The sequence below is a fragment of the Metallibacterium scheffleri genome, assembly GCF_002077135.1.
GTDB classification, from domain to species: Bacteria; Pseudomonadota; Gammaproteobacteria; order Xanthomonadales; family Rhodanobacteraceae; genus Metallibacterium; species Metallibacterium scheffleri.
Genome location: NZ_LDOS01000003.1, coordinates 1 through 24,463, shown reverse-complemented (window position 1 = coordinate 24,463; position 24,463 = coordinate 1). Strand labels below are relative to the sequence as shown.

At 64.5% G+C, this 24,463-nt stretch carries 17 protein-coding genes, 1 other RNA gene and 6 pseudogenes; 17 read left to right on the top strand and 7 right to left on the bottom strand.

The genetic code is table 11. The features are described from left to right. Nucleotides 1-253: 253 nt before the first annotated feature. From Mschef_RS18485 to Mschef_RS15150, 3 genes are read right to left on the bottom strand one after another with little or no spacing between them, the layout of a single operon-like run. Nucleotides 254-673: a hypothetical protein gene (locus Mschef_RS18485; protein ID WP_425486744.1), complete on the bottom strand. Its 420-nt coding sequence runs from the start codon at nucleotides 671-673 to the stop codon at nucleotides 254-256. A gap of 8 nt (nucleotides 674-681) precedes the next feature. Then, nucleotides 682-1,131, bottom strand: coding sequence for a hypothetical protein (locus tag Mschef_RS18190; RefSeq protein WP_242426566.1), 450 nt, complete (start codon nucleotides 1,129-1,131; stop codon nucleotides 682-684). A gap of 11 nt (nucleotides 1,132-1,142) precedes the next feature. Next, nucleotides 1,143-3,068 carry a penicillin-binding protein 1A gene (locus tag Mschef_RS15150; RefSeq protein ID WP_242426565.1) on the bottom strand — a complete coding sequence of 642 codons (1,926 nt, stop codon included), beginning with the start codon at nucleotides 3,066-3,068 and terminating at the stop codon, nucleotides 1,143-1,145. Between the two features lie 435 nt (nucleotides 3,069-3,503). On the opposite strand from Mschef_RS15150, the pseudogene Mschef_RS18300 reads away from it, so the two are divergent. The 8 genes and pseudogenes from Mschef_RS18300 (at nucleotide 3,504) to Mschef_RS18480 (ending at nucleotide 11,371) form a co-directional block, all read left to right on the top strand. Beyond that, nucleotides 3,504-4,567, top strand: a pseudogene (locus tag Mschef_RS18300) (pilus assembly protein PilM). Next, nucleotides 4,567-5,283 carry a PilN domain-containing protein gene (locus Mschef_RS15140; RefSeq protein WP_081129831.1) on the top strand — a complete coding sequence of 239 codons (717 nt, stop codon included), beginning with the start codon at nucleotides 4,567-4,569 and terminating at the stop codon, nucleotides 5,281-5,283. Before Mschef_RS18300 ends, Mschef_RS15140 begins: the two are co-directional and overlap by 1 nt. After that, nucleotides 5,280-5,936 carry a type IV pilus inner membrane component PilO gene (locus Mschef_RS15135; protein ID WP_081125833.1) on the top strand — a complete coding sequence of 219 codons (657 nt, stop codon included), beginning with the start codon at nucleotides 5,280-5,282 and terminating at the stop codon, nucleotides 5,934-5,936. The genes Mschef_RS15140 and Mschef_RS15135 overlap by 4 nt, the downstream gene beginning before the upstream one ends. A 1-nt stretch (nucleotide 5,937) precedes the next feature. Beyond that, nucleotides 5,938-6,456: a pilus assembly protein PilP gene (locus Mschef_RS15130; RefSeq protein ID WP_081125832.1), complete on the top strand. Its 519-nt coding sequence runs from the start codon at nucleotides 5,938-5,940 to the stop codon at nucleotides 6,454-6,456. Nucleotides 6,457-6,526: 70 nt separating this feature from the next. Further along, entirely contained in the window at nucleotides 6,527-8,749 is a 2,223-nt protein-coding gene (locus Mschef_RS15125; RefSeq protein ID WP_081126720.1) for a type IV pilus secretin PilQ, read from the top strand. A 213-nt stretch (nucleotides 8,750-8,962) separates the two neighbouring features. Further along, on the top strand, nucleotides 8,963-9,262 hold the full coding sequence (locus Mschef_RS18295) for a FeoA family protein (RefSeq protein WP_081125831.1): 300 nt from the start codon (nucleotides 8,963-8,965) through the stop codon (nucleotides 9,260-9,262). Further along, nucleotides 9,238-11,075: pseudogene (gene feoB / locus Mschef_RS15115) on the top strand (ferrous iron transport protein B). Before Mschef_RS18295 ends, feoB begins: the two are co-directional and overlap by 25 nt. Then, nucleotides 11,072-11,371: a DUF6587 family protein gene (locus Mschef_RS18480; protein ID WP_081129828.1), complete on the top strand. Its 300-nt coding sequence runs from the start codon at nucleotides 11,072-11,074 to the stop codon at nucleotides 11,369-11,371. Before feoB ends, Mschef_RS18480 begins: the two are co-directional and overlap by 4 nt. 84 nt (nucleotides 11,372-11,455) lie before the next feature. Here the strand turns inward: Mschef_RS18480 and Mschef_RS15105 are convergent, their stop codons facing one another. From Mschef_RS15105 to Mschef_RS15090, 4 genes are all read right to left on the bottom strand, one after another. Then, entirely contained in the window at nucleotides 11,456-12,103 is a 648-nt protein-coding gene (locus Mschef_RS15105; RefSeq protein WP_081129827.1) for a peroxiredoxin, read from the bottom strand. Nucleotides 12,104-12,238: 135 nt separating this feature from the next. After that, nucleotides 12,239-13,222, bottom strand: coding sequence for a ribokinase (locus tag Mschef_RS15100; protein WP_081129826.1), 984 nt, complete (start codon nucleotides 13,220-13,222; stop codon nucleotides 12,239-12,241). Between the two features lie 424 nt (nucleotides 13,223-13,646). Beyond that, nucleotides 13,647-14,027, bottom strand: a complete 381-nt coding sequence (locus Mschef_RS15095) for a YraN family protein (RefSeq protein WP_081130077.1) — start codon at nucleotides 14,025-14,027, stop codon at nucleotides 13,647-13,649. Then, nucleotides 14,024-15,787 carry a penicillin-binding protein activator gene (locus Mschef_RS15090; RefSeq protein ID WP_081130076.1) on the bottom strand — a complete coding sequence of 588 codons (1,764 nt, stop codon included), beginning with the start codon at nucleotides 15,785-15,787 and terminating at the stop codon, nucleotides 14,024-14,026. The genes Mschef_RS15095 and Mschef_RS15090 overlap by 4 nt, the downstream gene beginning before the upstream one ends. A gap of 75 nt (nucleotides 15,788-15,862) precedes the next feature. Between Mschef_RS15090 and rsmI the strand changes: the two genes are divergently transcribed. The 9 genes and pseudogenes from rsmI to Mschef_RS15045 form a co-directional block, all read left to right on the top strand. After that, nucleotides 15,863-16,717, top strand: coding sequence for a 16S rRNA (cytidine(1402)-2'-O)-methyltransferase (rsmI, locus tag Mschef_RS15085; protein ID WP_081130078.1), 855 nt, complete (start codon nucleotides 15,863-15,865; stop codon nucleotides 16,715-16,717). A gap of 43 nt (nucleotides 16,718-16,760) precedes the next feature. Next, nucleotides 16,761-17,112: RNase P RNA component class A (gene rnpB / locus Mschef_RS15080), an RNA gene on the top strand. A gap of 602 nt (nucleotides 17,113-17,714) precedes the next feature. Continuing rightward, a complete protein-coding gene (gene mraZ, locus Mschef_RS15075; RefSeq protein WP_081129824.1) occupies nucleotides 17,715-18,161 on the top strand; it encodes a division/cell wall cluster transcriptional repressor MraZ in 447 nt (148 codons plus the stop codon). Between the two features lie 27 nt (nucleotides 18,162-18,188). Further along, nucleotides 18,189-19,106: a 16S rRNA (cytosine(1402)-N(4))-methyltransferase RsmH gene (gene rsmH / locus Mschef_RS15070; RefSeq protein ID WP_081129823.1), complete on the top strand. Its 918-nt coding sequence runs from the start codon at nucleotides 18,189-18,191 to the stop codon at nucleotides 19,104-19,106. Then, on the top strand, nucleotides 19,103-19,378 hold the full coding sequence (gene ftsL / locus Mschef_RS15065) for a cell division protein FtsL (RefSeq protein ID WP_242426537.1): 276 nt from the start codon (nucleotides 19,103-19,105) through the stop codon (nucleotides 19,376-19,378). The genes rsmH and ftsL overlap by 4 nt, the downstream gene beginning before the upstream one ends. Beyond that, nucleotides 19,375-21,015: pseudogene (locus Mschef_RS15060) on the top strand (peptidoglycan D,D-transpeptidase FtsI family protein); the annotation flags it as partial. The gene ftsL and the pseudogene Mschef_RS15060, both read left to right, overlap by 4 nt. Nucleotides 21,016-21,144: 129 nt before the next feature. Next, nucleotides 21,145-22,613: pseudogene (locus Mschef_RS15055) on the top strand (UDP-N-acetylmuramoyl-L-alanyl-D-glutamate--2,6-diaminopimelate ligase). 2 nt (nucleotides 22,614-22,615) lie between these two features. Next, nucleotides 22,616-23,941 (top strand): annotated as a pseudogene (locus Mschef_RS15050) (UDP-N-acetylmuramoyl-tripeptide--D-alanyl-D-alanine ligase); the annotation flags it as partial. Between the two features lie 30 nt (nucleotides 23,942-23,971). Then, a pseudogene (locus Mschef_RS15045) lies at nucleotides 23,972-24,463 on the top strand (MraY family glycosyltransferase); the annotation flags it as partial.

Genomic DNA, 24,463 nt, shown 5'->3' with positions numbered 1-24,463 from the left:
GCGAGGCGCGCTGCATGGCACGCGGACGGACACGATCCAAGGGTGCCTGACGCAGGCCGTCACGCGGCAGCACGCTGAGATCGAACGCGATGTCATCAGCAATGAACTGCAGCACTCGATCGTCAGGTTGCGCTCGCGATCCATACGCAGCCTGCGTTCGCGTAACTCGTAGCGAATACCGTGCTCGGAGAGGAACTGCTCGACCTCGCCAGGCGTATCGCTGAACAGGTGCAGGCAGACGGCGGAGTGCTGGTCAGCGGTACCCTCCAGCACCGCGCCAACCAGACGCGCTCGAAACGTTGCAGAAACCGCATCGCCTCGCGCGCCGCCAGACGTCGCGCCTGCAGGGCCTCGATTTGACTGTTGCCAAAAAACAGGCGTTGATGCTCGCGCAAAGCGACTCGATCTCGTCGTTGTGTGGCAGCGCCTGGTCGTCGCGGATGCCGAGGCGTTCGGCGGCGCGCAGTTTCGCACGGTGGTAATCGCGCAGCCCGTGTTCGCTGATCAATCGCGCGGCCTCCAGCGCGATGCGCCGGCGCAGTTGCTGTCGATTGCCTTGGGCGCGGCGTGCAGCGTGGTGGCCATGAAGACGAGGCATCGACCGCTCCTGCAGTGGGCTGCGCGGATCATCGCAATTCATGCGCTGGCATGCCAGCGCCGGGTCGGCATACACGCGGCGGATCAGAATACGTCGTACGACTTGGCCTGATCGTGCTTGCTGTCTAGCGGCGCCTGCTGCTTGAGGCGCTCGTAGTCCTCGATGCGCATCACCTCGGGCATCGCCAGCGGGTTGCTGGGTAGTGCGGGCAGGCCGGTATCGCGGTTGATCAACACGGTGACAATGCCCGGCGGCATCGGCTCAGGAGCCTCCGGTGTGCCGGCCAGCGCGACTTTCATGTAGCGGATCCAGATCGGGAGCGCCACATATGCGCCAAACTCGGGATGGCCATCGGCATGACCGAGCGAGCTGAAATTGTCGAAGCCGGCCCAGGCTGTGGTCACCAGTTTCGAATTGAAGCCGCCGAACCACGCGTCGCGATAGTCGTTGGTCGAACCGGTCTTGCCGGAGAGGTCGGTACGGTGCAGCGACAGCGCAAACTGACCGGTGCCGCTGCGGATCACTGATTGCATGATCGATGCGATCAGGTAGGCATTGCGTGCTCCGATGATGCGTGGCGCCAGACGCGGGGGGGTGGCGCGCCGTTGACCGGCGCTGGCACCAGCACTGTCATGTCGCCCGGCATCGGCGGCAGGCCGCTGCTGCTTCCCGGTGCTGGTGTGGCGGGCACGGCGGGTGCGGGCGGTGATGGCGCGGGCGTCGGCGCCGTGTCGGCCAGCAGGCGCTGCGCGCAATCGCGGCAGGCGCGCAGCGGGTCCGCCACGAATACGGCATGGCCATCCCGGTTGTCGATGCGCTGGATGAAGTAGGGATCAATCAGGAAGCCGCCGTTGGCGAACGCCGCGTAACCGCGCGCCATCTGCAAAGGCGAGACCGAGGCGGTGCCCAGCGCCATCGTCAGGTTGTCGGGAATCTGATCCAGCGAAAAGCCGAAGCGCGTCACATACTGGCGCGCGTAGTTGACGCCGATCGCATCGATCAGACGCAGGGTGACCAGGTTTTTTGATTGCGCCAAAGCCACGCGCAGCCGAGTCGGCCCCCGGAAGGTGTTGGTGTCGTTGGCGGGTATCCATTCGCCGCCCGGTGTATGCGTGTCGGCGAAGATCAGAGGCGCATCGTTGACCACCGAAGCAGGCGTGAAACCGCGCTGAAACGCTGCTGAATAAACGAACGGCTTGAAGCTGGAGCCAGGTTGGCGCGCCATTTGCGTGACGCGGTTGAACTGACTGAGCGTGTAGCTCAAGCCGCCGACGAGGGCGACGATGGCGCCGTCGTCGGGACGCAGCGAGACCAGCGCGGCCTGTGCTTTGGGAATCTCTGCCAATTGCCAGTGACCCTGGTCGTCCATGGCCACGCGCACGATGTCGCCGGGCTTGAGCACCTGATCCACGGCGCTGGGCACAGGCCCGGTGCGGTTTTCGTTGATATAGCGCCGCGCCCAGACCACGGCTTTCAGGTCGAGCACCACGGTCTGCCCGTTCTGCAGGTAGACGTGGGCGAGTTTGGCGCTGCTGTCGGTGACCAGGCCAGGCTGCAGCCCGGCCACTGGATACAGCGCCCCCAGATCCTTCGACCACAGCGTCGGGTCTGGCGTGGGCGGCAGGGTGACATGGGCTTCCGGTCCAAACCAGCCATGGCGGCGGCTGTAGGACAGCATTTCGCTGCGGACCGCGGCGTTGGCGGCATCTTGCAGCTTCCCATTGATCGTGGTGTAGACCACGTAACCATCGGTCAATGCCTTGTTGCCCAGCTTCTGCACGGCCAGCAGGCGCGCCATTTCGGCCACGTAGGGTGCTTCGACCTGGATCGGCGGCTCGTGAGGGAAGGCGTCGTCCGGCGTGGCCAGCGCCTTTTCGTACTGATCGCGCTTGATGAAACCCACGTCGTACATGCGCCTGAGCACGTAATTGCGGCGCACCATCGCGCGTTTGAGATCGGTCACCGGATTGGCCGCCGAAGGCGCCTGCGGCAAGCCGCCCAGCATGGCGCACTCGGGCAATGTCAGCTGATCGAGGGTTTTGCCGTAGTAGTACTGCGCCGCTGCCGCCACGCCATACGCGCGATGGCCGAGAAAGATCTTGTTGAGATACAGCTGCAGGATGTCGTTCTTGCTCAGCTCATTCTCGATGCGGAATGCCAGAAACCACTCCATGATCTTGCGCGTGTAACTTTTCTCCGGGCTGAGGAAGAAATTGCGTGCGACCTGTTGAGTGATCGTGCTGCCGCCCTGCACCTTGTGTCCGCCGTGGATCAGCACCTCGAACGCCGCGCGCGCGGTGCCGACGAAGTCGACGCCGGGGTGGTGATAGAAATCCGCGTCCTCGGCAGCGAGGAAGGCATCACGCAACTGCACCGGAATTTGCGCGAAGGTGACCGGGATGCGTCGCGTCTCGCCGAAGCTGGCGATCAGTTTTCCGTCCGCGGAAAGCACCGTCAGCGGCACCTGCATCTTGCACATCCTTGAGCGATGAGACGGATGGCAGGCGTGGCGCCAATATCCAGTAGGCGATACCCAGTGCGGCGACGCCGGCCAGAGCACCGGCAAAAACCCAGGATCACGAACCATTTCAACAGTCGCAGCAGCAGGCGCATCGGACGGGATCGGCGACCGCCGAAGGGCGGGCTCTGTGAAGCCGCGCAGTATAGAGGGCTTTGCTGAAGGCTTTGGCACTGCAACGAGACGCTGCGTGCGCGGTCGTGTATGTTGCTCGCCAATGCGTAGGCGCGGACGCATTGGATTTGGGGCGCGCGGAGCTGACTCTGCAAAGAATTGTGAAGTGGCTCTCAGCTATGCAGTTCAGGGGGCGTTGCCAAAGAGTTTAAGACTTGATCTAAGGTATTAGCGCACATTTCGCTCGTAAGGGCGCGTGGGAAGGGGAATTCGGTGGGCCTGTTTACTCCGAAGTCGGCGCCTCTGATTGGCGTGGATGTCAGTTCGACCGCCGTCAAGGTGCTCCAGCTGAGCCAGGCTGGCACCCGTTATCGCGTCGAGCATTACGCCGTCGAACCGTTGCCGCCCAACGCGGTGGGTGGAAAAGAACATCGTTGAAGTCGAGGCGGTGGGTGAAGCCATCCGTCGTGGCGGTGGCGCGTTCGGGCAGCAAGATCAGGCACGCATCCGCTGCAGTCGCTGGTTCGGCGGTGATCACACGTACCATCACCATGCCTGCCGAGCTGGGCGAGGACGATTTGGAAAGCCAGGTTCAGGCTGAAGCCAATCAGTACATTCCTTATCCGATCGAGGAAGTCAGCCTCGATTTCGAGGTGCTTGGCGCAGTCAAGGACAACCCCGAGATGGTGCAGGTGCTGCTGGCCGCATCGCGCACCGAAAACGTTGACATGCGCGTGGCCGCGCTGGACATGGGCGGGCTTTAGCGCCAAGGTGATCGATGTCGAGGCTTTCGCCATGGAGAACGCCTTCCGGTCTGATCGCCGACCAGCTTTCGGTCAGTCGCGACAGCGTGATCGCGCTGGTGGACATTGGCGCCACCATGACCACGCTCATCGTGCTGCGCCGTCAGCGTTCGATCTATTCGCGCGAGCAGGTGTTCGGGTGGCAAGCAGCTCACTGACGAAATCATGCGACGTTATGGTTTGTCATACGAGGAAGCCGGCCTGGCCAAACGTCAGGGTGGTCTGCCCGAGTCCTACGAGATTGAAGTGCTGGAGCCTTTCAAGGAAGCGGTGATCCAACAAGTCAGCCGCTTGCTGCAGTTTTTCTACGCCAGCAGCGAGCACAGCAAGGTCGACCAAGTGGTGCTGGCTGGCGGTAGCGCAGCGATCGCCGGGCTCAGCGAAATGATCGAGGAGCAGCTTGGCGTGCCCTGTTGCGTGGCCAACCCGTTGGCCAGCATGGCGCTGGCGCCCAAGGTCTCGCCGCAAGCATTGGCGCAGGATGCCCCCGCGCTGATGATCGCCTGCGGACTCGCGCTGAGGAGTTTCGACTGATGGCGCGCATCAACCTACTTCCCTGGCGCGCGGAGCGGCGCAAGCAGCGCGAGCGCGAATTTTTCATGCAGCTTGGCGCGGCGGCAGCGGTTGCCCTGGTGCTGGTGATTGGCTGGTCGATGTGGATGGGCATGCGCATCGACAACCAGACCGATCGCAACGCCTACCTGCAAGGTCAGATCACGCAGCTCAAGGCCGAGAACGAGCAGATCAAGAATCTGGACAAGGTGCGTGATCGCCTGCTGGCACGCAAGAAAATCATCGAGGATCTGCAGGCCAACCGCTCGCAGATGGTGCATCTGTTCGACGAACTGGTGAAGCGTACGCCGCCGTCGGTGCGGCTGACCTCAATGGCGCAAAAAGGCGAACAGCTGACGCTCGAAGGCGTCGCGCAGTCCAACGCGGCAGTGGCCGATTACATGCGCAACCTCGAGGCTTCGCCATGGTTGGGCGCGGCCGACTTGCAGAAGACCGAGAAGAAGGCTGGCGATTCGCGCATGCCTTACGATTTCGGACTCACGGTCAAGCTTGGCATGCCGAAAAACGCTGGTGCCGCCGCAGCCACGAGCAGCTTGGCATCGCTGCCAATCCCGGTCGTGCCGGGGGCTCCGGCCGGTGCGGGCATGGCCAGGTCGCCTGCGCATGCGGCGATATCTGCCCCGCCCGCGGCAGCCGCAAGCCACGCTGGTAGCATCAAGCCGGGAGCGCAGCCGTGAGTTTCCTCGACGATTTCCGCAGTCTCGACCGCAACAACATCGGCGCGTGGCCGAACACGGTCAAGACCACGTTCACCGTGCTGGTGCTGGTCGTGATCCTGTTTTTCGGCTGGTGGTTCCACATCAGCAACCAGCAGGACAATCTGACATCGCTGGCCAGCCAGGAAGACCAGCTCAAGCAGCAGTTCATCAAGGAACAGGCGCGCGCTGTCAACCTCGATGCACTGAAGAAGCAACTCTCCGAGATGCAGGACATGCTGCGCCAGATGCTGCGCCAGTTGCCCAGCAAGACGGAAATGCCCGAATTGCTGGTGGATATCTCGCAAACCGCGCTTTCGGCAGGGCTGCAGACCGATCTATTCCAGCCTGAGCCAGAATCCGTGAAAGAGTTCTATGCCGAAAAGCCCATCAAGCTGAAGATGATCGGCACCTACAATCAGTTCGGTACTTTCATCAGCGGTGTGGCGTCGCTGCCGCGCGTGGTGATCCTGACCATGCACAATGTGTCGCTGAAGCCATTGCCGGCCGCGGCCGGCAGCAAAGGCCCCAGCGATTTGCTGCAGCTCGAAGGCACGGTGCGCACCTACCGTTACCTTGAGGAAGACGAGAGCAGCAGCAAGGATCACGTCGAAGTCAGCAAGGGAGGCAAGTGACATGCGCAAGCTGCCTTTTCGACTGCTGGTGGTCTGCGTGGCGCTGATTGCACTGGCTGGTTGCACGCGCGGCACGTCTGATCTGCACGCGTGGGTCGCGCAGGAAAAGGCCAAGAGCGGCCCGCCACTGCCGCCGCTGCCAGTCATCAAGACCTTTGAAAGTTTTACCTACAACGATCAGAACATGCGTGATCCGTTCAGCCCCAGCCCTCTGGAGACTGGCGGCTACAACAGCAATGGCCCGCGTCCGGATGCCAACCGTCCCAAGCAGCCGCTGGAAATGTTCCCGCTGGATTCGCTGAAGATGGTCGGCACTATCGGCGCCGGGCCTGATGCGCAGGCATTGATCAAGGACCCGACCGGCGTGATCCATCGCGTCGTGATCGGCAATTACATGGGCCAGAGCGACGGACGGATCACCAAGGTCACGCCCGATCAAGTCGATCTGACCGAATTGGTACCGAACGGCAATGGCGGCTGGATGGAGCGCAAGGCCGAAATCGCGATGAGCGAGCAATGAGGACCCTGTGGGGGTGATGTACATGACGACGCAAGCCATTCGCAAGAACGCACACACTTGGCGCGCCCGCATGGCCGCTCTGTTGGCCGTGCTGCTGCTCGCTGCGCTGCCCATGGGGGCGCAGGCTGGCACCCTCAAGGACATGAGCTATCAGGCTCTGCCCGGAGGCAAGGTGGATATCACCTTGCAATTCGACGGGGCGCCACCGCAACCGAGGATATTCACCACCGACAATCCGCCGCGCATTGCAGTGGACCTGGACGGCACCGCGCTTGAGCTGGCCAAGCGTCGGCTTGATGTCGGCAGCGGGGCCACCTCCAGCGTCACCGCGGTGGCCGCTGGCGGGCGCACGCGCATCGTCGTCGATCTGTTTCAGCACGCCGGCTACACCACGCGCGTTGACGGTGACAAGCTGATCCTCGCGATCGGCAGCGGCAATGGCGGTGCGTTGGCCTCCAGCGCCGTGGGCAATCCGAGCAAGGTACTTCCGAACACCCATTCGCTGGCCATCGCCAATATCGATTTCCAGCGCAACAAGGATGGTGCTGGTCAGGTCATCATCCGATTCAGTGGCGCCGGTGCCAACGTCGACATGCATCGCTCGGGCGATCACATGGTCGTCGATTTCGCCAACGCCACGTTGCCATCCAAGTTGGCGCAGCGGCTTGATGTGAACGATTTCGCCACGCCCGTCACCAGCGTCACCACGCGCCCGGTGGCCAATGGTGCGCGCATGGAAATCGCTGCGCGCGGGGCGTTCGAGCCCTCGGCTTACCAGAGCGGCGACGAGTACGTGGTCGAGATCGCGCCCAAGCAGGCACAGAAAGCTGCCGGCGTGATCGGCAATGTTACCGGCGCCGAGCCCAAGTACACCGGCGCCCGCGTGACGTTCAATTTCCAGGACATCCCCACGCGTTCAGCGCTGCAGTTGATCGCTGACGTCTCCAATCTCAATATCGTGGCCTCCGACAGCGTCGGCGGCAGCGTCACGTTGCGCTTGGTCAATGTGCCGTGGGATCAGGCGCTGGCCGTGATCATGCGTGCCAAGAGCCTCGGCATGCAGCGCGACGGCAACGTGATCTGGGTGGCACCGCAGACCGAGTTGGCGTCCTATGAGCGCGCCAAGGCGGAAACACGCATGCAGGCCGAGGAAGCCGCACCTCTGGTCACCGATTACATTCCGATCAGCTATGGCAAGGCCTCGACCATCGCGCAGTTGCTGACGCAGAAGAGCTTGCAGAACACGGCAAGCGGCGGCGCCAGTGCCAACGCCAACCGCGGTTTTCTTTCCTCGCGCGGCAGTGTCACCTTCGACAATCGCACCAACACGCTGATCGTCAGTGACATTCCGCAAAAGATCCGCGAGATCCGTGCGCTGGTCGCGGTGCTGGATCGCCCGGTCAAGCAGGTGCTGATCGAATCGCGCATCGTCATCGCCAGTAACAGCTTCACGCGCGAACTCGGCGCGCAGTTCGGTGCCAGCGGGTTCATGACCAACCCGAGCGGGCAACTCATATCCACGAGTGATTCCACCAGCGACAACTCCAGTCTGATCAACAGCATCGCGGCGCAGAATGCGGTGACCGCGCAGAACAACCTCAATCAGCAATATGCGACCCAGACGGGGGGCACCGCGCCGCAGCCCACTTTGCCGCCGGCCATCACCTTTCCGGGCGGGCTCAACGTCAACTTGCCGATCACCAGTCCCGCAGGCAGTTTCGGCTTGGCCATCCTGGGTTCCAACTACCTGCTCAACCTTGAACTGCAGGCAGCCCAGACCGAGGGCAAGAGCGAAACCATCTCCAGCCCGCGCGTGATCACCGCCAACCAGCAGATGGCGACCATCAAGCAGGGCCAGGAGGTTGGCTACGTCACCTACCAGAATGCACCGGGAGGGGCGGTAGGTGCAGGCGCGGGTACCGCGACAGTGCAGTTCAAGAACATCGTGCTGCAGTTGCAGGTCACGCCGACCATCACCGCGGATGGCCGTATCTACCTCGAACTGGATGTGAAGAAGGACGATCTGGCGGGATTCATCAACAACCCGGGTGGCGGTCAAGTTCCGGAGATCGACACACGCCAGATACAAACGGGTGTGCTGCTCGACAACGGCCAGACCGTGGTGCTCGGTGGCATCACCGACGTAACCAAGAGCAACACGGTCACCAAGGTGCCGCTGCTGGGTGATATCCCGGGGCTTGGCGCGCTGTTCCGACAGACTAGCCGCAACAATTCCAAGGATGAATTGTTGATCTTTGTCACGCCGCGCATTCTCGACGACAGTCTCAAGTAACGCGCCGGCGAATGCAGCTGATGGGGCGGCCTCCGGGCCGCCTTTTTCATTTTGGCCATGTGCGGCGTGGATACGTGCGGTGCCCGGGCGCTGCCACGGGCCGGCAACTGTCTCGTTCCCGGTGTCCGGTTGCAGCCGGTGTGCAAGCAATTTGGCGGATCGTGTGGATGTTCTGGTATAAGATGCAAATAATTCCTATCCGCAAATGATGTCATGCCCGCGATTGCGCCTATCCATGTGCAGCCATGCCAGTTGCCGCAGGCACTGGCGACGCTGCCGCGCGGTGCACGCGCCGAGGTGCAGGGTTTGCGTCACGATGCGGATGACGCTGCATTGCTTGCGCGCTTGGCGGCACTGGGCTTCGTACCGGGTGAGTCGGTGCGCATGCTTGCCCACGGACCCATCGGCCGCGAGCCCCTGCTGGTGCGGGTCGGGCACACGCGATTCGCATTGCGCCGTTGCGAAGCCGAGCAGGTCATGGTTTTGCGCTGCGCGGATCAGGTATCGCCGTGAACACGCTGCGCATTGCCCTGGTGGGCAATCCCAATTGCGGCAAGACCGCGCTGTTCAACCTGTTGACCGGCAGTCGACAGAAGGTAGCCAATTACGCGGGCGTCACTGTCGAGCGCAAGGAAGGCAGCTACGTTTCGCCGTCGGGTCGGCGTGTCGAGGTTTTGGACTTGCCTGGCGCCTACAGCCTGGAGGCAACCTCACCCGATGAAGTCATTACGCGCGAGATCTGCCTTGGAACGCGCGCTGAAATCGCGCCTCCGGACCTGATCATCTGTGTGGCGGATGCCACCAACCTGCGCCTGCATCTGCGCTTTGCCCTGGAGCTGCGTGCACTGGGTCGCCCCATGCTGCTGGCCTTGAATCAGATGGATGCCGCGCAGCGGCGTGGAATCCGGATCGACAGCGCACGGCTGGAACGCGAATTGGGCATGCCCGTGGTACCGACCGTCGCCGTGCGACGCACCGGCGCCGCGGCGCTGGTGGCCGCACTGGACGGTCCATTGCCGTTATCGCCGCCTCCGGCACCCGCTGAATTGCACGTCGAGGCGCGGCGCCTGCTGCACGATGCTGTCGAGATGCCCGCAAGTATGAGTCTGCTGGAAGAGCGGCTCGACCGCGTGCTGCTGCATCCCGTGGCTGGCCTGCTGATCCTTGCCGGCATGCTGCTGCTGATGTTTCAGGCCGTGTTCGCCTGGGCGGCCCCGCTGATGGACACCATCGAGTGGAGCGTGAACGCGTTGGGCGCTTGGGTACGTGCGGTGATGCCGCCCGGTGCGCTGACGTCGCTGCTCGGCGACGGCATCATTGCCGGGCCGGCAGTGTGCTGGTGTTCCTGCCGCAGATCCTGATCCTGTTTTTGTTCATTCTGGTGCTCGAGGAATCGGGCTACCTCCCGCGCGCAGCGTTCCTGCTGGATCGTCTGATGCGCGGTGCCGGGCTCAGCGGACGTGCCTTCATCCCGCTGCTGTCGAGCTTCGCCTGCGCCGTACCCGGCATCATGGCCACGCGCAGCATCGAAAATCCGCGTGAGCGCATGGCCACGATCATGGTGGCGCCGCTGATGACGTGCTCGGCACGTTTGCCGATCTACGCGCTGCTGATCGCGGCCTTCGTGCCGCAGCGCACCGTGTGGCGCATGTTCAACTTGCAAGGTCTGGTGCTGTTCATGCTCTACGCAGCAGGGATTGTGTCGGCGCTACTGGTGGCATTCGTGCTCAAGCGTTTTGGTGGCAAGGCCGCCGCTGCGCATCTGCTGATGGAATTGCCGGCGTATCGAATGCCGCGCCTGCGCAATCTGGTACTGGGCCTGTGGGAGCGCGCACGCATTTTCATCAAGCGCGTCGGTGGCAACATCCTGGCACTGACTATCGTGCTGTGGTTTCTGGCCAGCTATCCGGTACCGCCGGTGGGTGCCACGCTGCCCGCCATCGACTACAGTTTTGCCGGGCAAATCGGGCACTGGCTGCAACCAATCTTCGCGCCACTGGGCTTCAGCTGGGAGATCGTGGTGGCACTGATTCCCGGCATGGCGGCGCGCGAAGTCGCCGTCGGCGCGCTGGCAACGGTATATGCCGTCGGTGGCGGTAGCGGTGAAAGTGCTCTGGCCACGGCGATCGCCGCGCAATGGTCGTTGGCCACGGCGTTCGCATTGCTGGCTTGGTATGTGTTTGCGCCGCAGTGCATCGCCACGCTGGCAATGATCCGCCGCGAAACCAACTCGTGGCGCATCGTGGGCTGGGCGACCGGTTACCTGTTTGCGTTGGCGTATGCGGCAGCGTTTGCCACTTATCAATTGACGCGTTGGCTGACATGAGCGCGTTGCTGCAAAACATCTTCGTGGGTTTGCTGGTTGGCGCGGCATCGGCGGTGTTGCTGCGCCGCTGGTTGCCGCAGCGAACCATGCGCCAGGTGCTGGGACGCGTGCTTGCGCGCGCGCCATCGCGTCGTGTGCAAGGCTGGGCACACGATTTGCTGACACCGCCCGCGCAACCGGCCGCGGTGAGTTGTGGCAGCAGTTGCTCGAGTTGTGGGGGCTGTGCGCGGAAGCAGCACGAGCAAGACGCGGTCGTTCCTGCAGGACAGCCGGTCCGCCTGTTACGGCGACGCTAAGCGACGCATCTCACGTGGGCGCAGGCACAGTTCAAAAAACACCCGGCTTGCACCGGGTGTGCGTGTTGCAACTTGCGGCTGGATTTACAGCGACTTCTTGCAGAAGTACCAATCACTGCATTCATAGCCCTCGCTGCCGCGTGCGTCGGCAGCTTGCTGGGTCTGCGGCGGCGGCACGATGACCTTGTCGCCGGGTTGCCAGCCCTCGGGTGTGGCAACGCCATGTTTGTCCGAGGTCTGCAGCGCCGCGACCAGGCGCAAAAACTCGGGGATCGAGCGTCCGTTGCTCATCGGGTAATACACCATCGCGCGCAGCACGCCTTTGTCGTCAATGATGAAAGTGGCGCGCACCGCCGAGGTGTCGGATGCGCCCGGTTGGATCATGCCGTAGGCATTGGCCACGCGCATGGAAAGATCCTCGATGATCGGAAACGGGATTTCGATGCCGAACTTTTCCTTGATCGCACGCGCCCAGGCGATATGCGCATAGTTGCTGTCGATGGACAGGCCCAGCAATTCGCAGTTGAGTTTCTGGAACTCGGGGTAGGCCTTGGCGAAGGCCATGAACTCAGTGGTGCAGACCGGTGTGAAGTCGGCCGGGTGCGAGAACAGCACCAGCCACTTGCCCTTGTAATCGGACAGTTTCTTCGGGCCGAATGTGGTTTTGCTGTCGAAGTTCGGGGCCGGCTCGTTGAGACGCGGCAGGGTTTGGCTCAGGGTAGTGTCGGTCACGGAATGTCTCCAGTAGGTTGAGCCACATGGCTAGTGGCCAGTCATTTAATTAGAATCATCTAATACATTTTTAATCATGAAGGAATCGGTTGTCGCCAGCCAATCGATTCTCACGATACGCGCGATTGATGAACGCTATGCGATGAGTGTGCCGTAACGCTGCGCGACTTCGGACCGGCGCGGCGCGGCGCTGGCGGCCCCATGGCGCTCGGTGCTGAGCGCAGCGCAACGATTGGCATGTGCGATGCAGACCGAAAGCGGTGCATCGGGACTGCGTGCATGTGCCGCAGCCAGCGCACCGCAAAAGGTATCACCAGCGCCGGTGGTATCGCGCACGCGGGCAGGCGCGCTGGCGGCGCGATAGCTGGCCGCATCATCGCCGCGCCACTCGCGGCCGTTGTGTGCGATGAAGCAGCCGGCGCTGCCGAGGGTAATCACCACGCTGGCCACGGGCAGGTGTGCGGCGAGGGCGGTCAGCTCGGCATCTGCCAGGGTAGCGAGTTGATCCGCAGCGATGCCAAGTCCTGCGAAGCGCTGCAGCAGCGTGGCAAACTCGGTTTCATTGGGAATCAGCACGTCGCATGCAGATAACAGCGCGTCATCGAGTTCGGGGCGTACTGGCGCCGGATTGAGCAGCGCCAGGGCGCCATGGTTGCGCGCCAGCACCAGTGCGGCGCGGACTGGCGCCAGATCGCTTTCGAGCTGGGTCAGCACGACTTGCGCGGTGGTGAAGGTGGTCTGCTGTGCTTTTACATGCGCGGCGCTGAGCCGTTCGTTGGCGGCCAGATCGACCACGATCTGGTTCTGCCCCCGCGCATCGATGAGCACGCACGCGCTGCCGCTGCGTTCCCCGGGCACGATCTGCCAGCGTGCATCGAGCTGTTCCTGCGCGGCATTGCGCTGCGTGAGCACGGCACTGTCATCCTCGCCCAGCGCCGCGATCAGGCAGGTGGCCACATCCTGGCGCCGACAGGCGACCGCCTGGTTATAGCCTTTGCCGCCGGCACCGCTGAAAAAATCCAGTGCACGCCGTGTTTCACCGGGTTGCGGGAAGCGCTCGCAGCGCCACGCATAGTCGCGATTGCAACTGCCGACCACGATGACTTGCGTTGCATTCATCCGTATCTCACCGCACTCAGATCTGGCTGCATAGTCAAGCTCTCCGCGCCGCACGCAGGCTGGGCCGTGCCCGCTCGCCGTGACCTGGCACGATACCGCCAATACTGCCGATCCGGGTCGAGATCAGTGGGAAACGGGCAAACCGTCGGCACCACTCGCTGCGGCATCGATCGCACTGCTGGCGGCATTTCCGGCCTTCAAATCATCGTGCCGCCGGTTGTGGCCTCTGCACTTTTGGCACCAGGTTCCCGGCGAACGTCAGGCTGGCCGGTACGGTCAGGATCGATTGTTGTATGGCCGAGGCGATCAGCAGCACCAAGCCCAAGCCGGGCAGGCCGAGCGCGTCGCGACCAGGAAGATCGGAAGCCGTGTGCCAGTCGGTACAACGCGACTTGTGTAATGCGTGCCGCGCGCCGCGTGTGCGTCAGCGCGTTTCGAATGCCTGACGCACCCATTCGCAGCGCGCCGCACTGCCGTGGCCCGCGTAACCGACTACATCGAAACGGCAGGTGCGCTGCGCGTGCGCCGGAAACACCGCCAGGAATTCCGCTGCGGCGCGCAGCAAACGCCCCTGCTTGGCTGTGCCGACCGAAGCCAGCGCACCACCACCGAGTGGATTGCCGCGCGCTCGCACCTCCACGAAGACCAGTGTGGTGCCATCCAGCATGATCAGATCGATCTCGCCATAGCGGCTGCGGAAATTGCGTGCCAGTGGCTTCAGTCCCGCAGATTCCAGGCGCGCCAGCGCCGCAGTTTCAGCGGCGGCGCCGAGGCGTTGTCGAGGTGTCGGCGTGGCTAAGCTCACTGCGTCGGTGCGCTCAGGGCGAGCGTTCCAGCCATTGGCATGGCCACGCCATTATTGAATTGCACCCAGATCGGCGTGCGCTGCACGTGACCTTGTGCATCGACACTGAGCTGGCCAGTCGCGCCGGCGACATAACTTCCCGGATGCTGCTGCAGCCAGACGAAGTAGGGGCTCAGCAGGTCCGCATCCATGCCGAAGGCGAACAGGCGCGCACCGTGACCGGCGACCACCGGCAGGTTGCGCATCAGACGTGCACGCACCGGCAGCCCGGGCTGCGCGTCATACAGCCAGGGTGCATCGGGGAACTGCACGCCATCCAGATCCTTGTCCAGCGCATTGGGCGATCCACTATAAACCTGCACGCTGGCGAACACCGGCTGGCGCAGCCGCGCGACGCGAATCTGCGGTATCAGCAAACGCGCGGTTTCCGGCGGCACGGCAATGAAAATTCCGCCATTGGCGCCCAGTCCCGGCATCGCGTTGCGGATTTCACTGACGTAATTGACCGTGCCTTGCGGTAACGTCTGTAGCGTCAACACGTCACCGCCACCCGCCTCGAATTGAACCTTGAACGCTTGCGCGGCGCGCTGTTCGTTCTCCGATCCGGCGATGAACACCACGGCGCTGCGGATGCCTTGTTGCAGCATGCGCGCTGCAGCCTGGGCGCCGTCATCCGCTGGCATCAAGCCGAACTCCACGCTGCCCTGCGGCGGATTGACGCTGCCGTCAGGATGATTCAGCGCCAGCACCGGTAGCGTCGGGTTGCTGGAAAACAGCGCCGCCACGTCATCGCGCGCTAGCGGTCCTACCACCAGATCGGCGCCAGCGCTCTGCGCCTGCTGGTAAGCGGCCAGAGTGCCAGCCTGGGTGCCTTGGGTGTCGTACACATGCAGCAGGGGTCGGGGCTGCGCTTCCGGCGTGTTGAAATAAGCGGTGAGAAATCCCTCGGCGACTGCTTCACCAGCGACTTTCAGGGGACCGCTGAGTGGCAACAGCAACGCGATCTGGTGGTAGGTGTGGAAACCTTCTTGCGTAGGGCTGCCGCCTTGCGCGATGACGGTGCCGGCCTGGCGCATGAGTTGCGGCAGGTTTTTTGGCAGGGCGCTGCCGAGCCGGTGCAACGCGCGTCCCAGCCAAGGCAGCATGGGATCGCCTGCGGGCAACTCGCGGGCCTGCTTCTGCAGCGTCGGTACACCCAGCGCCACCAGCATGCGCTCGATCTCGCGCGCGTTCTGCTGTCGTGCCTTGCCAGTCAGCAAGCTTGCCATGTGCACGCGCGCGCGTGCTGACGCCCAGCGATCGCCCAAGACGCTGGCCGCTTCCGCCTGCAGGCGCGCGGCGCGCAAATCGAGCGGCGCGGGCAGCGCGCGTGGCAGCATCGCGGCGATGGCCAGCGCCTGCTGCGGATCGTGCGCCAGCGCCAATTCACCCTTGAGCAGGTTGTAGCGCGCGGCATCCAATCCGCGCAGACGCGCGTCATCGACCGTGGCCAGCAATTGCGCGGTACGCGCGGGCTGACCCGCGACATACCACGCATCGGCGGCGCGCAACCGGTAGTCATTACCCTCATTGCCGTTCGGATTTTGCGCGCTCAGGTTGTCCCATGTGCGCGCGGCGCCTTGATAATCACCGCGCTGGTACAACGCATTGGCTTGCGCGTTGGCAGCCTGCTGTGCCGGAGTTGGCCCGCCAACGGTGGCGCAGCCGGCCAGCAGCAGGAGCGACAGTGCGAGCAACAAAACGGACAGTGAGCGCATCATGAGCCTGCACGAGCAAAGGTGGCCTTTGCGATGATAGCGGAACGTGCGCGCCAGACCGCGCCGCGGGAGATCTGCATGGCAATTGCAAGCGGCACGCTTTGGGTGGTGGCTACGCCCATCGGCAACCTCGATGATTTGAGCGCGCGCGCGCGCGCTGTGCTGGGTAGCGTGGCAGTGATCGCAGCCGAAGACACGCGGCATACGCGCCATTTGTTGCAACACTTCGGCATGGCCACGCCGCTGCTGGCTCTGCACGAGCACAACGAGGCCGGGATGATCGAGGCGCTGCTCGCACGCCTCGCGGGAGGCGAGGATCTGGCGCTGGTTTCCGACGCTGGCACGCCGCTGATCAGCGATCCGGGTTTTCGCTTGGTGCGCGCGGCGCGCGCTGCTGGCTTGCGCGTGGCGCCCGTGCCGGGCCCCGCAGCGCTGATCGCGGCCCTGTGCGTGGCCGGCTTGCCCAGCGAGCGCTTTGTTTTCGAGGGTTTTCTGCCTGCCAAGGCCGCTGCGCGTCAGCAACGCTTGGCCGAACTCGCCGGTGAGGCGCGTACGCTGGTGTTCTACGAAGCCCCGCATCGACTCGAAGCGACGCTGACTGACTTGGCTGCGGCTTTTGGCAGTGATCGGCAGGCAGCATTGGCGCGCGAGTTGACCAAGCTGCACGAGACCGTCATCAGCGCCACGCTGGGTGACCTGATTGCGCGCGTGGCTGCGGATGCCGATCAGCGCCGTGGCGAGATCGTGCTGATCGTCGGTGGCAATGATGCGCAGGCGGCGCAAGCGCTGGCCGAGGGTCGGCGCCTGTATGCGTTGTTGCGCGGCGAACTGGCGCCGGCGCGCGCCGCGCGCATCGCCGCAGAGTTCAGTGGCGCGCCGCGGCGCGCGCTGTACGCCGAATCCGGCACAACCGAGGCCGACGCGCCATCGTGATGCGCGCAGGCACAGCGCGCATCATGCAGCTACACTTCCTGGTGGAGTCGGCCGGGCAGTCGCGTCGCGCAAGCGCCGAGGAAAGTCCGGGCTCCATAGGGCAAGGTGCCAGGTAACGCCTGGGCGGCGCGAGCCGACGGAAAGTGCAACAGAAAACAAACCGCCGAACGGTGTCGCAAGACATGCGTGGCAAGGGTGAAACGGTGCGGTAAGAGCGCACCGCGCGTGGGGACAACGCCACGTGGCACGGCAAACCCCACCTGGAGCAAGGCCAAATAGGGAGGCGATGGCGTGCCCGCGCCGCTTCCGGGTTGGCTGCTGGAGCCTGACGGCGACGTCAGGCCTAGAGGAATGACTGTCTAGAACAGAACCCGGCTTACGGGCCGACTCCTTTCTTCTCGATGTGCACACGCTCGACGTCAAGATCGCGCACCAGGCGATAAGGGTCGTCGAGTCGTGTGCCGTTTTCACCGCAATTAGTTTGTCAAGCCGGGCGCCTGGCTGCGGCAAAGCCGCACCACCTTTGTCGCGACTAGCACTTGTGTGCTCGCCGCGGCGGCACATTGGCAGCTACGCATCCTGCTTCGCTGCCAAAGCCCTGCCTGCACCATCCATGGTTCCGGCGCGCAGCGGGCACTGGCCCACAGCGCCCATGTGCCGGCGCGGTTTTGCAAACCGCTCCAAGGTTTTTGCGCGCAACGGGCCATCGCCCGCTGTGCGCGTGTACCGGAGTGATTTTGCAAACCCCTCTCGCACCCGGCGTTATCGCATTGATCGAGGTCTATTCAGATCCCGTCGTTCGCACCTGGGCATCGCATGCGAGTGGTTCCTGATCATTTTCAATGATTTCATAGGCATTGCGATGACTGCTAAGAGATTGCATGAAATCCTGAAGTCCGCCGATTAGTCCTTGATCTGCAAGGCAAAACCCGTTGACAGTCGCAAAACCTGAGACTAAGGTGGCGATTAGTGTGGAAACGTGGGGAAAGGTGGGCAAATGTTCCAGGGTGAAACCGCCATCACGGTAGATGACAAGGGACGGCTGGCGATTCCCACCGCTTACCGCGAGCTGGTTGCGCGCATCTGCGACAACCACTTGGTCAGCGCCTACAACCCATTCGAGCAAGGTTGCCTGTGGCTGTTTCCGGCCAGCGCCTGGGAGCAGGTACGCGATCAGGTCAATGCGCTGCCCAGCGTCAAGGCCGTGCATCGCGCGCTGCAGATGAAGTTGGTCGGTGCCGCCGCCGCGCTGGAGCTGGATAGCGCCGGGCGCGTGCTGCTGCCCGCCAGTCAGCGTGCGGCAGCCGGTATCGAAAAGCGCGCGGTGCTGCTGGGCATGGGCAACAAGTTCGAGTTGTGGAGCGAACAGGCACACGTCGCCAAGATCCGCCAGACCATCGGCGAAGACGAGATCAGTGCGGACATGTCCGCGCTGAGGCTCTGAGCAGTGGTCACCCGAGGGGCCGCGATCATGTCGGCAGGCGAACATGTCCCGGTCATGCTCGCCGAGGTGATCGCCGGGCTTGGCGTGCGTGCCGAGGGGACGTATCTCGATGGCACCTATGGTCGCGGCGGTCATGCCGCAGCGATCCTGCAACTGTTGGGGCCGCAGGGCAGTCTGTTGCTGCTGGATCGCGACCCCGAGGCCATCGCCGCGGCGCGCGCACGGTTCGCCAATGATGCGCGCGTGCACATTCGACACGGCAGCTTTGCCGCGCTGGCCGAATGGGATGCCGCGCAGGTCGGGCTGGACGGCGTGCTGCTGGACCTCGGCGTGTCCTCGCCGCAGCTTGATCAGGCCACGCGTGGTTTCAGCTTCATGGCCGATGGTCCGCTGGACATGCGCATGGACCCGACCCAGGGCCAAAGCGCCGCGGAGTTTCTGGCGCAGGCCGATGCCGAGGACATCGCAGCGGTGCTGTGGCGCTATGGCGAGGAGCGCATGAGTCGTCGCATCGCGCAGATGATCGTGCAGGCGCGCGTCGAGCAGCCACTGACGCGCACCTTGGAACTGGCGCAACTGGTACAACGCGCGATCGGCCGGCGCGAGCCCGGCAAGCATCCGGCCACGCGCACCTTCCAGGCGTTGCGTCTGCACGTCAATGGCGAATTGGACGCGTTGCAGCGGGGGCTGGCCGCCGCAAGCGCTTGCCTTAAACCGGGTGGGCGTCTGGCGGTGATCAGTTTTCACTCGCTGGAAGATCGCCTGGTCAAGCAATTCATTCGTGGCCCGGAGCTGCCGCGCGTCGGGCGCGGCTTGCCGGCGCCGACGCCCATGCCGGGCGCGCTGCGTGCGGTCGGACGCAAACACTTCGCCAGCGCGGAAGAAGTGGCGCGCAATCCGCGTGCGCGCTCGGCGGTACTGCGCATCGCGGAGAAGCGCGCATGAGTGGCTTCATGCTGCGTGCGCTGACCTGGGCACTGTTGGCGGTGACGCTGCTCAGCGCGATTGCGGTGGTGTGGTCGCGCAACGAAAATCGCGAGCTGTTCATCCGCCTGACGCGCCTGCAAAGCCAACGCGATCACCTGAATATCGAGTACGGACGCCTGGAACTCGAAGACGCCACCTGGGCCGATCCGGCACGCGTGGCGTCGGTGGCGCGCAGTCAGTTGGGAATGGTCAATCCCGAACCGGCGCAAATCCGCATGGTGCGCGAATGAAGCCGGCATCCAAGTCACCAGCGCCGGCCAGCCTGCGCCCGCGTGGTCCGCGCGTGCGCCGACGTCTGGCACTGGTCATTACCTTGTTGGTGCTGGTCGGGGTCGGCCTGTTGGCACGCGCCGTGGATTTGCAGGTCGTGCGGCGTGAATTCCTGCAGCAGCAGGGTGACATGCGCTTCCTGCGCGAACTGCCGATTCCGGTTTCACGCGGGAGCATTTTTGATCGCAACGGCGAGCCGCTGGCGGTGTCCACGCCGGTCGATTCGCTGTGGGCCGATCCCCCCGTGCTGCTGGCGCATGCTGATCGCATTCCGCAACTGGCCAAGGCGCTGGATGTGAATGCCGCCGAGCTGCAGCGCCGTCTCGAGCAGCGCTCGAACATGGAGTTCGTGTACCTGCGTCGCATGATGGATCCGGTCGCCGCACACGCGGTGCTGGCGCTGAAGATTCCCGGCGTCAACAAGCAGCGCGAATACCGCCGCTATTACCCCACTGGTGATGTCGCCGCGCAGGTGCTGGGTTTCACCAACATCAACGATCAGGGCCAGGAAGGCCTGGAGTTGGCCTACAACCACTGGTTGAGCGGCAAGCCCGGACTGCAGCGCGTGATCCGCAATCGTCTCGGGCAGATCGTGCAAAGCGTCGACCTGGTTCGCGAGCCGGTACAGGGCCACAGCCTGACCTTGAGCATCGACCGCAGCATCCAGTACCTCGCCTATGAGTACCTGTCAGAGGCCTACCTCAAGTACCACGCGCGTGCGGCATCGATGGTGATCATGGATGCGCGCACCGGCGGCATTCTGGCCATGGTCAACCTGCCCTCGTTCAATCCCAACAACATCGCCGGCAGCACGCCACGCGACTGGCGCAATCGCGCGGTCACCGATGTATTCGAGCCGGGTTCGGTGATGAAGGCGTTCACGCTGTCCGCGGCGCTGGACAGCGGCAAGTGGACGCCCACTTCGCCGATCAACACCACACCCGGCTGGTACATGATGGACGGCTACACCATTCGCGACGTGGCTGACTTCGGCAAACTGGATCTGACCAGTGTCATCACCAAGTCCAGCAACGTCGGTGCCTCGCTGATCACGGCGACGTTTTCGGAAAAACGTCTGTACGACATGCTGCGCGGGTTTGGCTTCGGGCGCAGCACCGAAAGCGGCTTTCCCGGTGAGGCTTCGGGTCTGCTGCCGGTGTACACGAGTTGGCGCCCGATCAACCGCGTCACCATTTCCTACGGCTACGGCCTCAACGTGACGGCGCTGCAATTGGCGCAGGCCTACTCGACGCTGGCCGACGGCGGCGTGTTGCACCACCCCACGTTCGTCAAGGGCGATGACAGCGCGCCGGTGCGCGTGCTGCCGGAGAAGTACGCCAGGGAAATGATCGGCATGCTGCGTACCGTGGTCAGCCCGGCCGGGACCGCGCCCACGGCGATGATCGCCAACTACACCGTGGCCGGGAAGACTGGTACCGCGCATCAGGCCGGCGCTGGCGGTTATCTCAAGGATGAGTACTACGCGGTGTTCTGCGGCATCGTGCCGGCCACCGATCCGCGTCTGGTTGCGGTCGTGGTGGTGCGCGATCCCAAGCCCGACCATTACGGCGGCGTGGTTGCTGCGCCGGTGTTCCGGCGCGTGATGGAAGGCGCGCTGCGCCTCCTCGATGTGCCACCGGACAACGTGCAGCACTGGTATGGACAGGCGCCACTGCCGGTTGCTGCGGGCAACGGCGACGGGAGGCACACCGTGAACGCTGCCGCGATGCGCGCCGATGCGCTGCTCGAGGGCCTGGCCGATGCCGGCGCGGTCGCCGCGATCGCGGTGCGCGGTTTGCAGCTGGATTCGCGCCGCGTGCGGCCCGGTGAAGCCTTCGTCGCACTGCGCGGCACGCAGCACCACGGCATTCATTTCGCGCCGCAGGCGCTGGCCGCAGGTGCGGCGCTGGTGCTGGCCGAAGCGCCCGCACCGCTGGATGCCCCGCAGCTGCCGCAGGTGATCTGGGTTGATGAACTTGGCGCGCAATTGGCAGCATCGCCGCGCGGTTCTACGGCGAGCCTTCGCGCGCGCTGCGCGTGATCGGCGTGACCGGCACCAACGGCAAGACGTCGAGCGTGCAGTTGCTGACGCAGGCGCTGGAACTGCTCGGTCGGCGTGCCGCCAGCATTGGCACGCTGGGTGCCGGCCTGCACGGTCAGCTCGATGCCAGTGCGCGCACCACGCCGGATGCCATCAGCGTGCAGCGGCTGCTGCGCGAATTCGCGGACGCGGGCGCCAGCGATGTCGCGATGGAAGTGTCCTCGCATGCGCTGCAACAGGGTCGCGTCAATGGCGTGCACTTCGGCGTGGCCGCCTTCACCAATCTCACCCGTGACCATCTCGACTATCACGGCAGCATGCAGGCCTACGGCGCGGCCAAGGCGCGCCTGTTCGCGTGGCCCGAATTGCGCGCTGCGGTGCTGAATATCGACGATGCATTCGGCGCGCGCTTGGCGGCGAGCATGGCGCCGGGCATACGTGTGTTGCGCGTCAGCGCGCTCGGTGATGCGAACGCGGAGTTGCGCGCCGAGGCCGTCGTCAGCTCGCCCGGAGGCATTCGTTTCACCCTGCACACGCCATGGGGCAGCGGCGCGTTGCGCAGTCCGCTGCTGGGGCGCTTCAACGTCGACAACCTGCTGCTGGTGGCAGCGTGCCTGGGTGCGCTGGAATTTCCCTTCGTGCGCATGCTGGATGCGTTGAACCGGCTCGAGCCGATCCGCGGACGCATGAATCGTCTTGCTGGCACCGCGACCCAGCCGCTGCTGGTGATCGATTATGCGCACACGCCGGATGCGTTGCAGCAGGCCTTGCGCGCCTTGCGCGCGCATTGCGCGGGACGTCTGTGGTGCGTGTTCGGCTGCGGCGGCGAACGCGATGCCGGCAAGCGCCCGCAAATGGGCGCACTGGCCGCGGACTTGGCCGACCGCGTGTTGCTGACCGACGACAACCCGCGTGGCGAGGATGGCGACGCCATCATCGTAGCGATTCGCGCCGGGATGCCGGACGCCAGCGCAGTGCTTGTGGAGCGTGATCGCGCGCGCGCCATTGCCCTTGCCGTGCGTGAGGCGCGGGCAGGTGACGTGGTGCTGATCGCCGGCAAGGGCCACGAGACCTATCAGGAAATTGCCGGCACGACGCGGCCCTTCGATGACCTGGCCGTGGCGCGCGCTGCACTGGAGGCGCGTCCGTGTTGAACATGAGCCTCGATGAAGTGGCGATGTGGACGCACGGCACCCTGCATGGTGCCGCGGCGCAGGTGCGTGGCGCCGGCGCGGATACGCGCGCATTGCAGCCGGGCATGTTGTTCGTGGCGCTGGCCGGTGAGCGCGTCGATGGCCACGATTATCTGGCACAGGCCATGGCCGCGGGCGCGGCCGGCGCGCTGGTGACTCGCCGCATGGATGCGGCTTTGGCGCAGGTGCAGGTCGGCGACACGCTGCGTGCGCTGGGCGATCTGGCCAGCGCGGCGCGCGCGCGCAGTACGGCCGAAGTGATCGGCATCACCGGGTCCAGCGGCAAGACCACGGTGAAGAACCTGTGCGCCGCGATCCTCGCTGGCATTGGCTCCACGCACGCCACGCAGGGTAATCAGAACAATGAGATCGGTCTGCCGCTGGGCCTGCTCAACATGCGCGAGGACACGCGCTACGCGGTGCTCGAGATGGGCGCAGGCAAGCCGGGTGATATCGCTTATCTGGCCGCCATCGCGCGTCCGCGCGTGGCGCTGGTCAACAACGTGGCGCCGGCGCATCTCGAGCGCCTGGGCAGTATCGAGGGCGTGGCCGAGACCAAGGGCGCGATCTACGCCGCGTTGCCGGCGACGGCATCGCCGTGATCAATGCCGACGACGCCTTCGCCGGTTATTTCACCGCGCAGGCGGGTGCGCGGCGCGTGTTGCGCTTCGGCAGCACGACCGAGGCGGATATCTACGCCGCGCAGGTGCAATCAGATCTGCATGGCTCGCGCTTCGTGTTGCACACGCCGTCGGGTACGGCGGCAGTGATGTTGGCGTTGCCCGGTGCGCACAATGTGCGCAATGCGCTGGCGGCGGCGGCGCTTGCGCATGCGCTGGACGTCGCCCCGGCGCAGATCGCACTGGGATTGGCGCAGGTCAGCGCGCAGCACGGACGCCTCGCGCGCCGCGTCATGCCGGGCGGCTGGATATTGCTGGGATGACAGCTACAACGCCAATCCGGCTTCGGTCGCGGCCGCCATCGACACCCCTGGCACTGGCGCCGGGCGAGACCTGGCTGGTGCTGGGGGATCTGGGCCGAACTCGGGCCCGATGCGCAGGCATTGCACGCCGAGCTGGGGCGCAAGGCGCGCGCGGCCGGCATCACGCGGCTGTGGACGGTGGGGCGTCTCAGTGGCGCGGCCAGCACCGCGTTTGGCGTCGCGGCCAATCACTTCGAGGATCAGGCCGCGTTGGCGGCTGCGTTGCAAGCCGCCGCGCACGCCGGAGTCACGCTGCCTGGTCAAGGGCTCGCGCGCATCGGCGATGGAGCGCGTGATCGCGCAACTAGAGCCATCCGACGCACACGGGGGCATGCCGATGCTGTATGAACTCGCGCGCTGGCTGAGCGGCTATGTCAGTGCATTCCACCTGTTCCAGTACATCACCTTGCGCACCATTCTGAGCGCACTGACGGCGCTGCTGATTTCACTGGCGCTGGGGCCGGCGTTGATCCGCCGGCTCAGCGCGCAGAAAGCCGGGCAGGTGATTCGCAGCGATGGGCCGCAATCACACCTGAGCAAGGCCGGCACGCCGACCATGGGCGGCACGCTGATCATCCTGGCGGTGGTCATCGCCACGCTGCTGTGGGCCGATCCGTTCAACCGCTATGTATGGGTCGTGCTGGGCGTAACGCTGGCCTTCGGCGCGGTGGGCTTCTACGACGATTACAAGAAATTGATACTCAAGGACAGCCGTGGCTTGCCGGCGCGCTGGAAGTATCTGTGGCAGTCGCTGTTCGGGCTGGCGGCGGCGCTGACGCTGTATTTACACCGCCGATGTGCCCGCGGCTACGGCGCTGTTCGTGCCGCT

What these genes read in the sequence shown, in the direction of transcription:
- Mschef_RS15100 (WP_081129826.1), bottom strand. Translation starts at nt 13,222, where the DNA reads ATGAATGCAACGCAAGTCATCGTGGTCGGCAGTTGCAATCGCGACTAT.
- rsmH (WP_081129823.1), top strand. Translation starts at nt 18,189, where the DNA reads ATGTCGGCAGGCGAACATGTCCCGGTCATGCTCGCCGAGGTGATCGCC.
- Mschef_RS18295 (WP_081125831.1), top strand. Translation starts at nt 8,963, where the DNA reads ATGCCCGCGATTGCGCCTATCCATGTGCAGCCATGCCAGTTGCCGCAG.
- rsmI (WP_081130078.1), top strand. Translation starts at nt 15,863, where the DNA reads ATGGCAATTGCAAGCGGCACGCTTTGGGTGGTGGCTACGCCCATCGGC.
- Mschef_RS18190 (WP_242426566.1), bottom strand. Translation starts at nt 1,131, where the DNA reads ATGCAATCAGTGATCCGCAGCGGCACCGGTCAGTTTGCGCTGTCGCTG.
- Mschef_RS15125 (WP_081126720.1), top strand. Translation starts at nt 6,527, where the DNA reads ATGGCCGCTCTGTTGGCCGTGCTGCTGCTCGCTGCGCTGCCCATGGGG.
- Mschef_RS15130 (WP_081125832.1), top strand. Translation starts at nt 5,938, where the DNA reads ATGCGCAAGCTGCCTTTTCGACTGCTGGTGGTCTGCGTGGCGCTGATT.
- mraZ (WP_081129824.1), top strand. Translation starts at nt 17,715, where the DNA reads ATGTTCCAGGGTGAAACCGCCATCACGGTAGATGACAAGGGACGGCTG.
- Mschef_RS15090 (WP_081130076.1), bottom strand. Translation starts at nt 15,787, where the DNA reads ATGATGCGCTCACTGTCCGTTTTGTTGCTCGCACTGTCGCTCCTGCTG.
- Mschef_RS15150 (WP_242426565.1), bottom strand. Translation starts at nt 3,068, where the DNA reads ATGCAGGTGCCGCTGACGGTGCTTTCCGCGGACGGAAAACTGATCGCC.
- ftsL (WP_242426537.1), top strand. Translation starts at nt 19,103, where the DNA reads ATGAGTGGCTTCATGCTGCGTGCGCTGACCTGGGCACTGTTGGCGGTG.
- Mschef_RS18480 (WP_081129828.1), top strand. Translation starts at nt 11,072, where the DNA reads ATGAGCGCGTTGCTGCAAAACATCTTCGTGGGTTTGCTGGTTGGCGCG.
- Mschef_RS15140 (WP_081129831.1), top strand. Translation starts at nt 4,567, where the DNA reads ATGGCGCGCATCAACCTACTTCCCTGGCGCGCGGAGCGGCGCAAGCAG.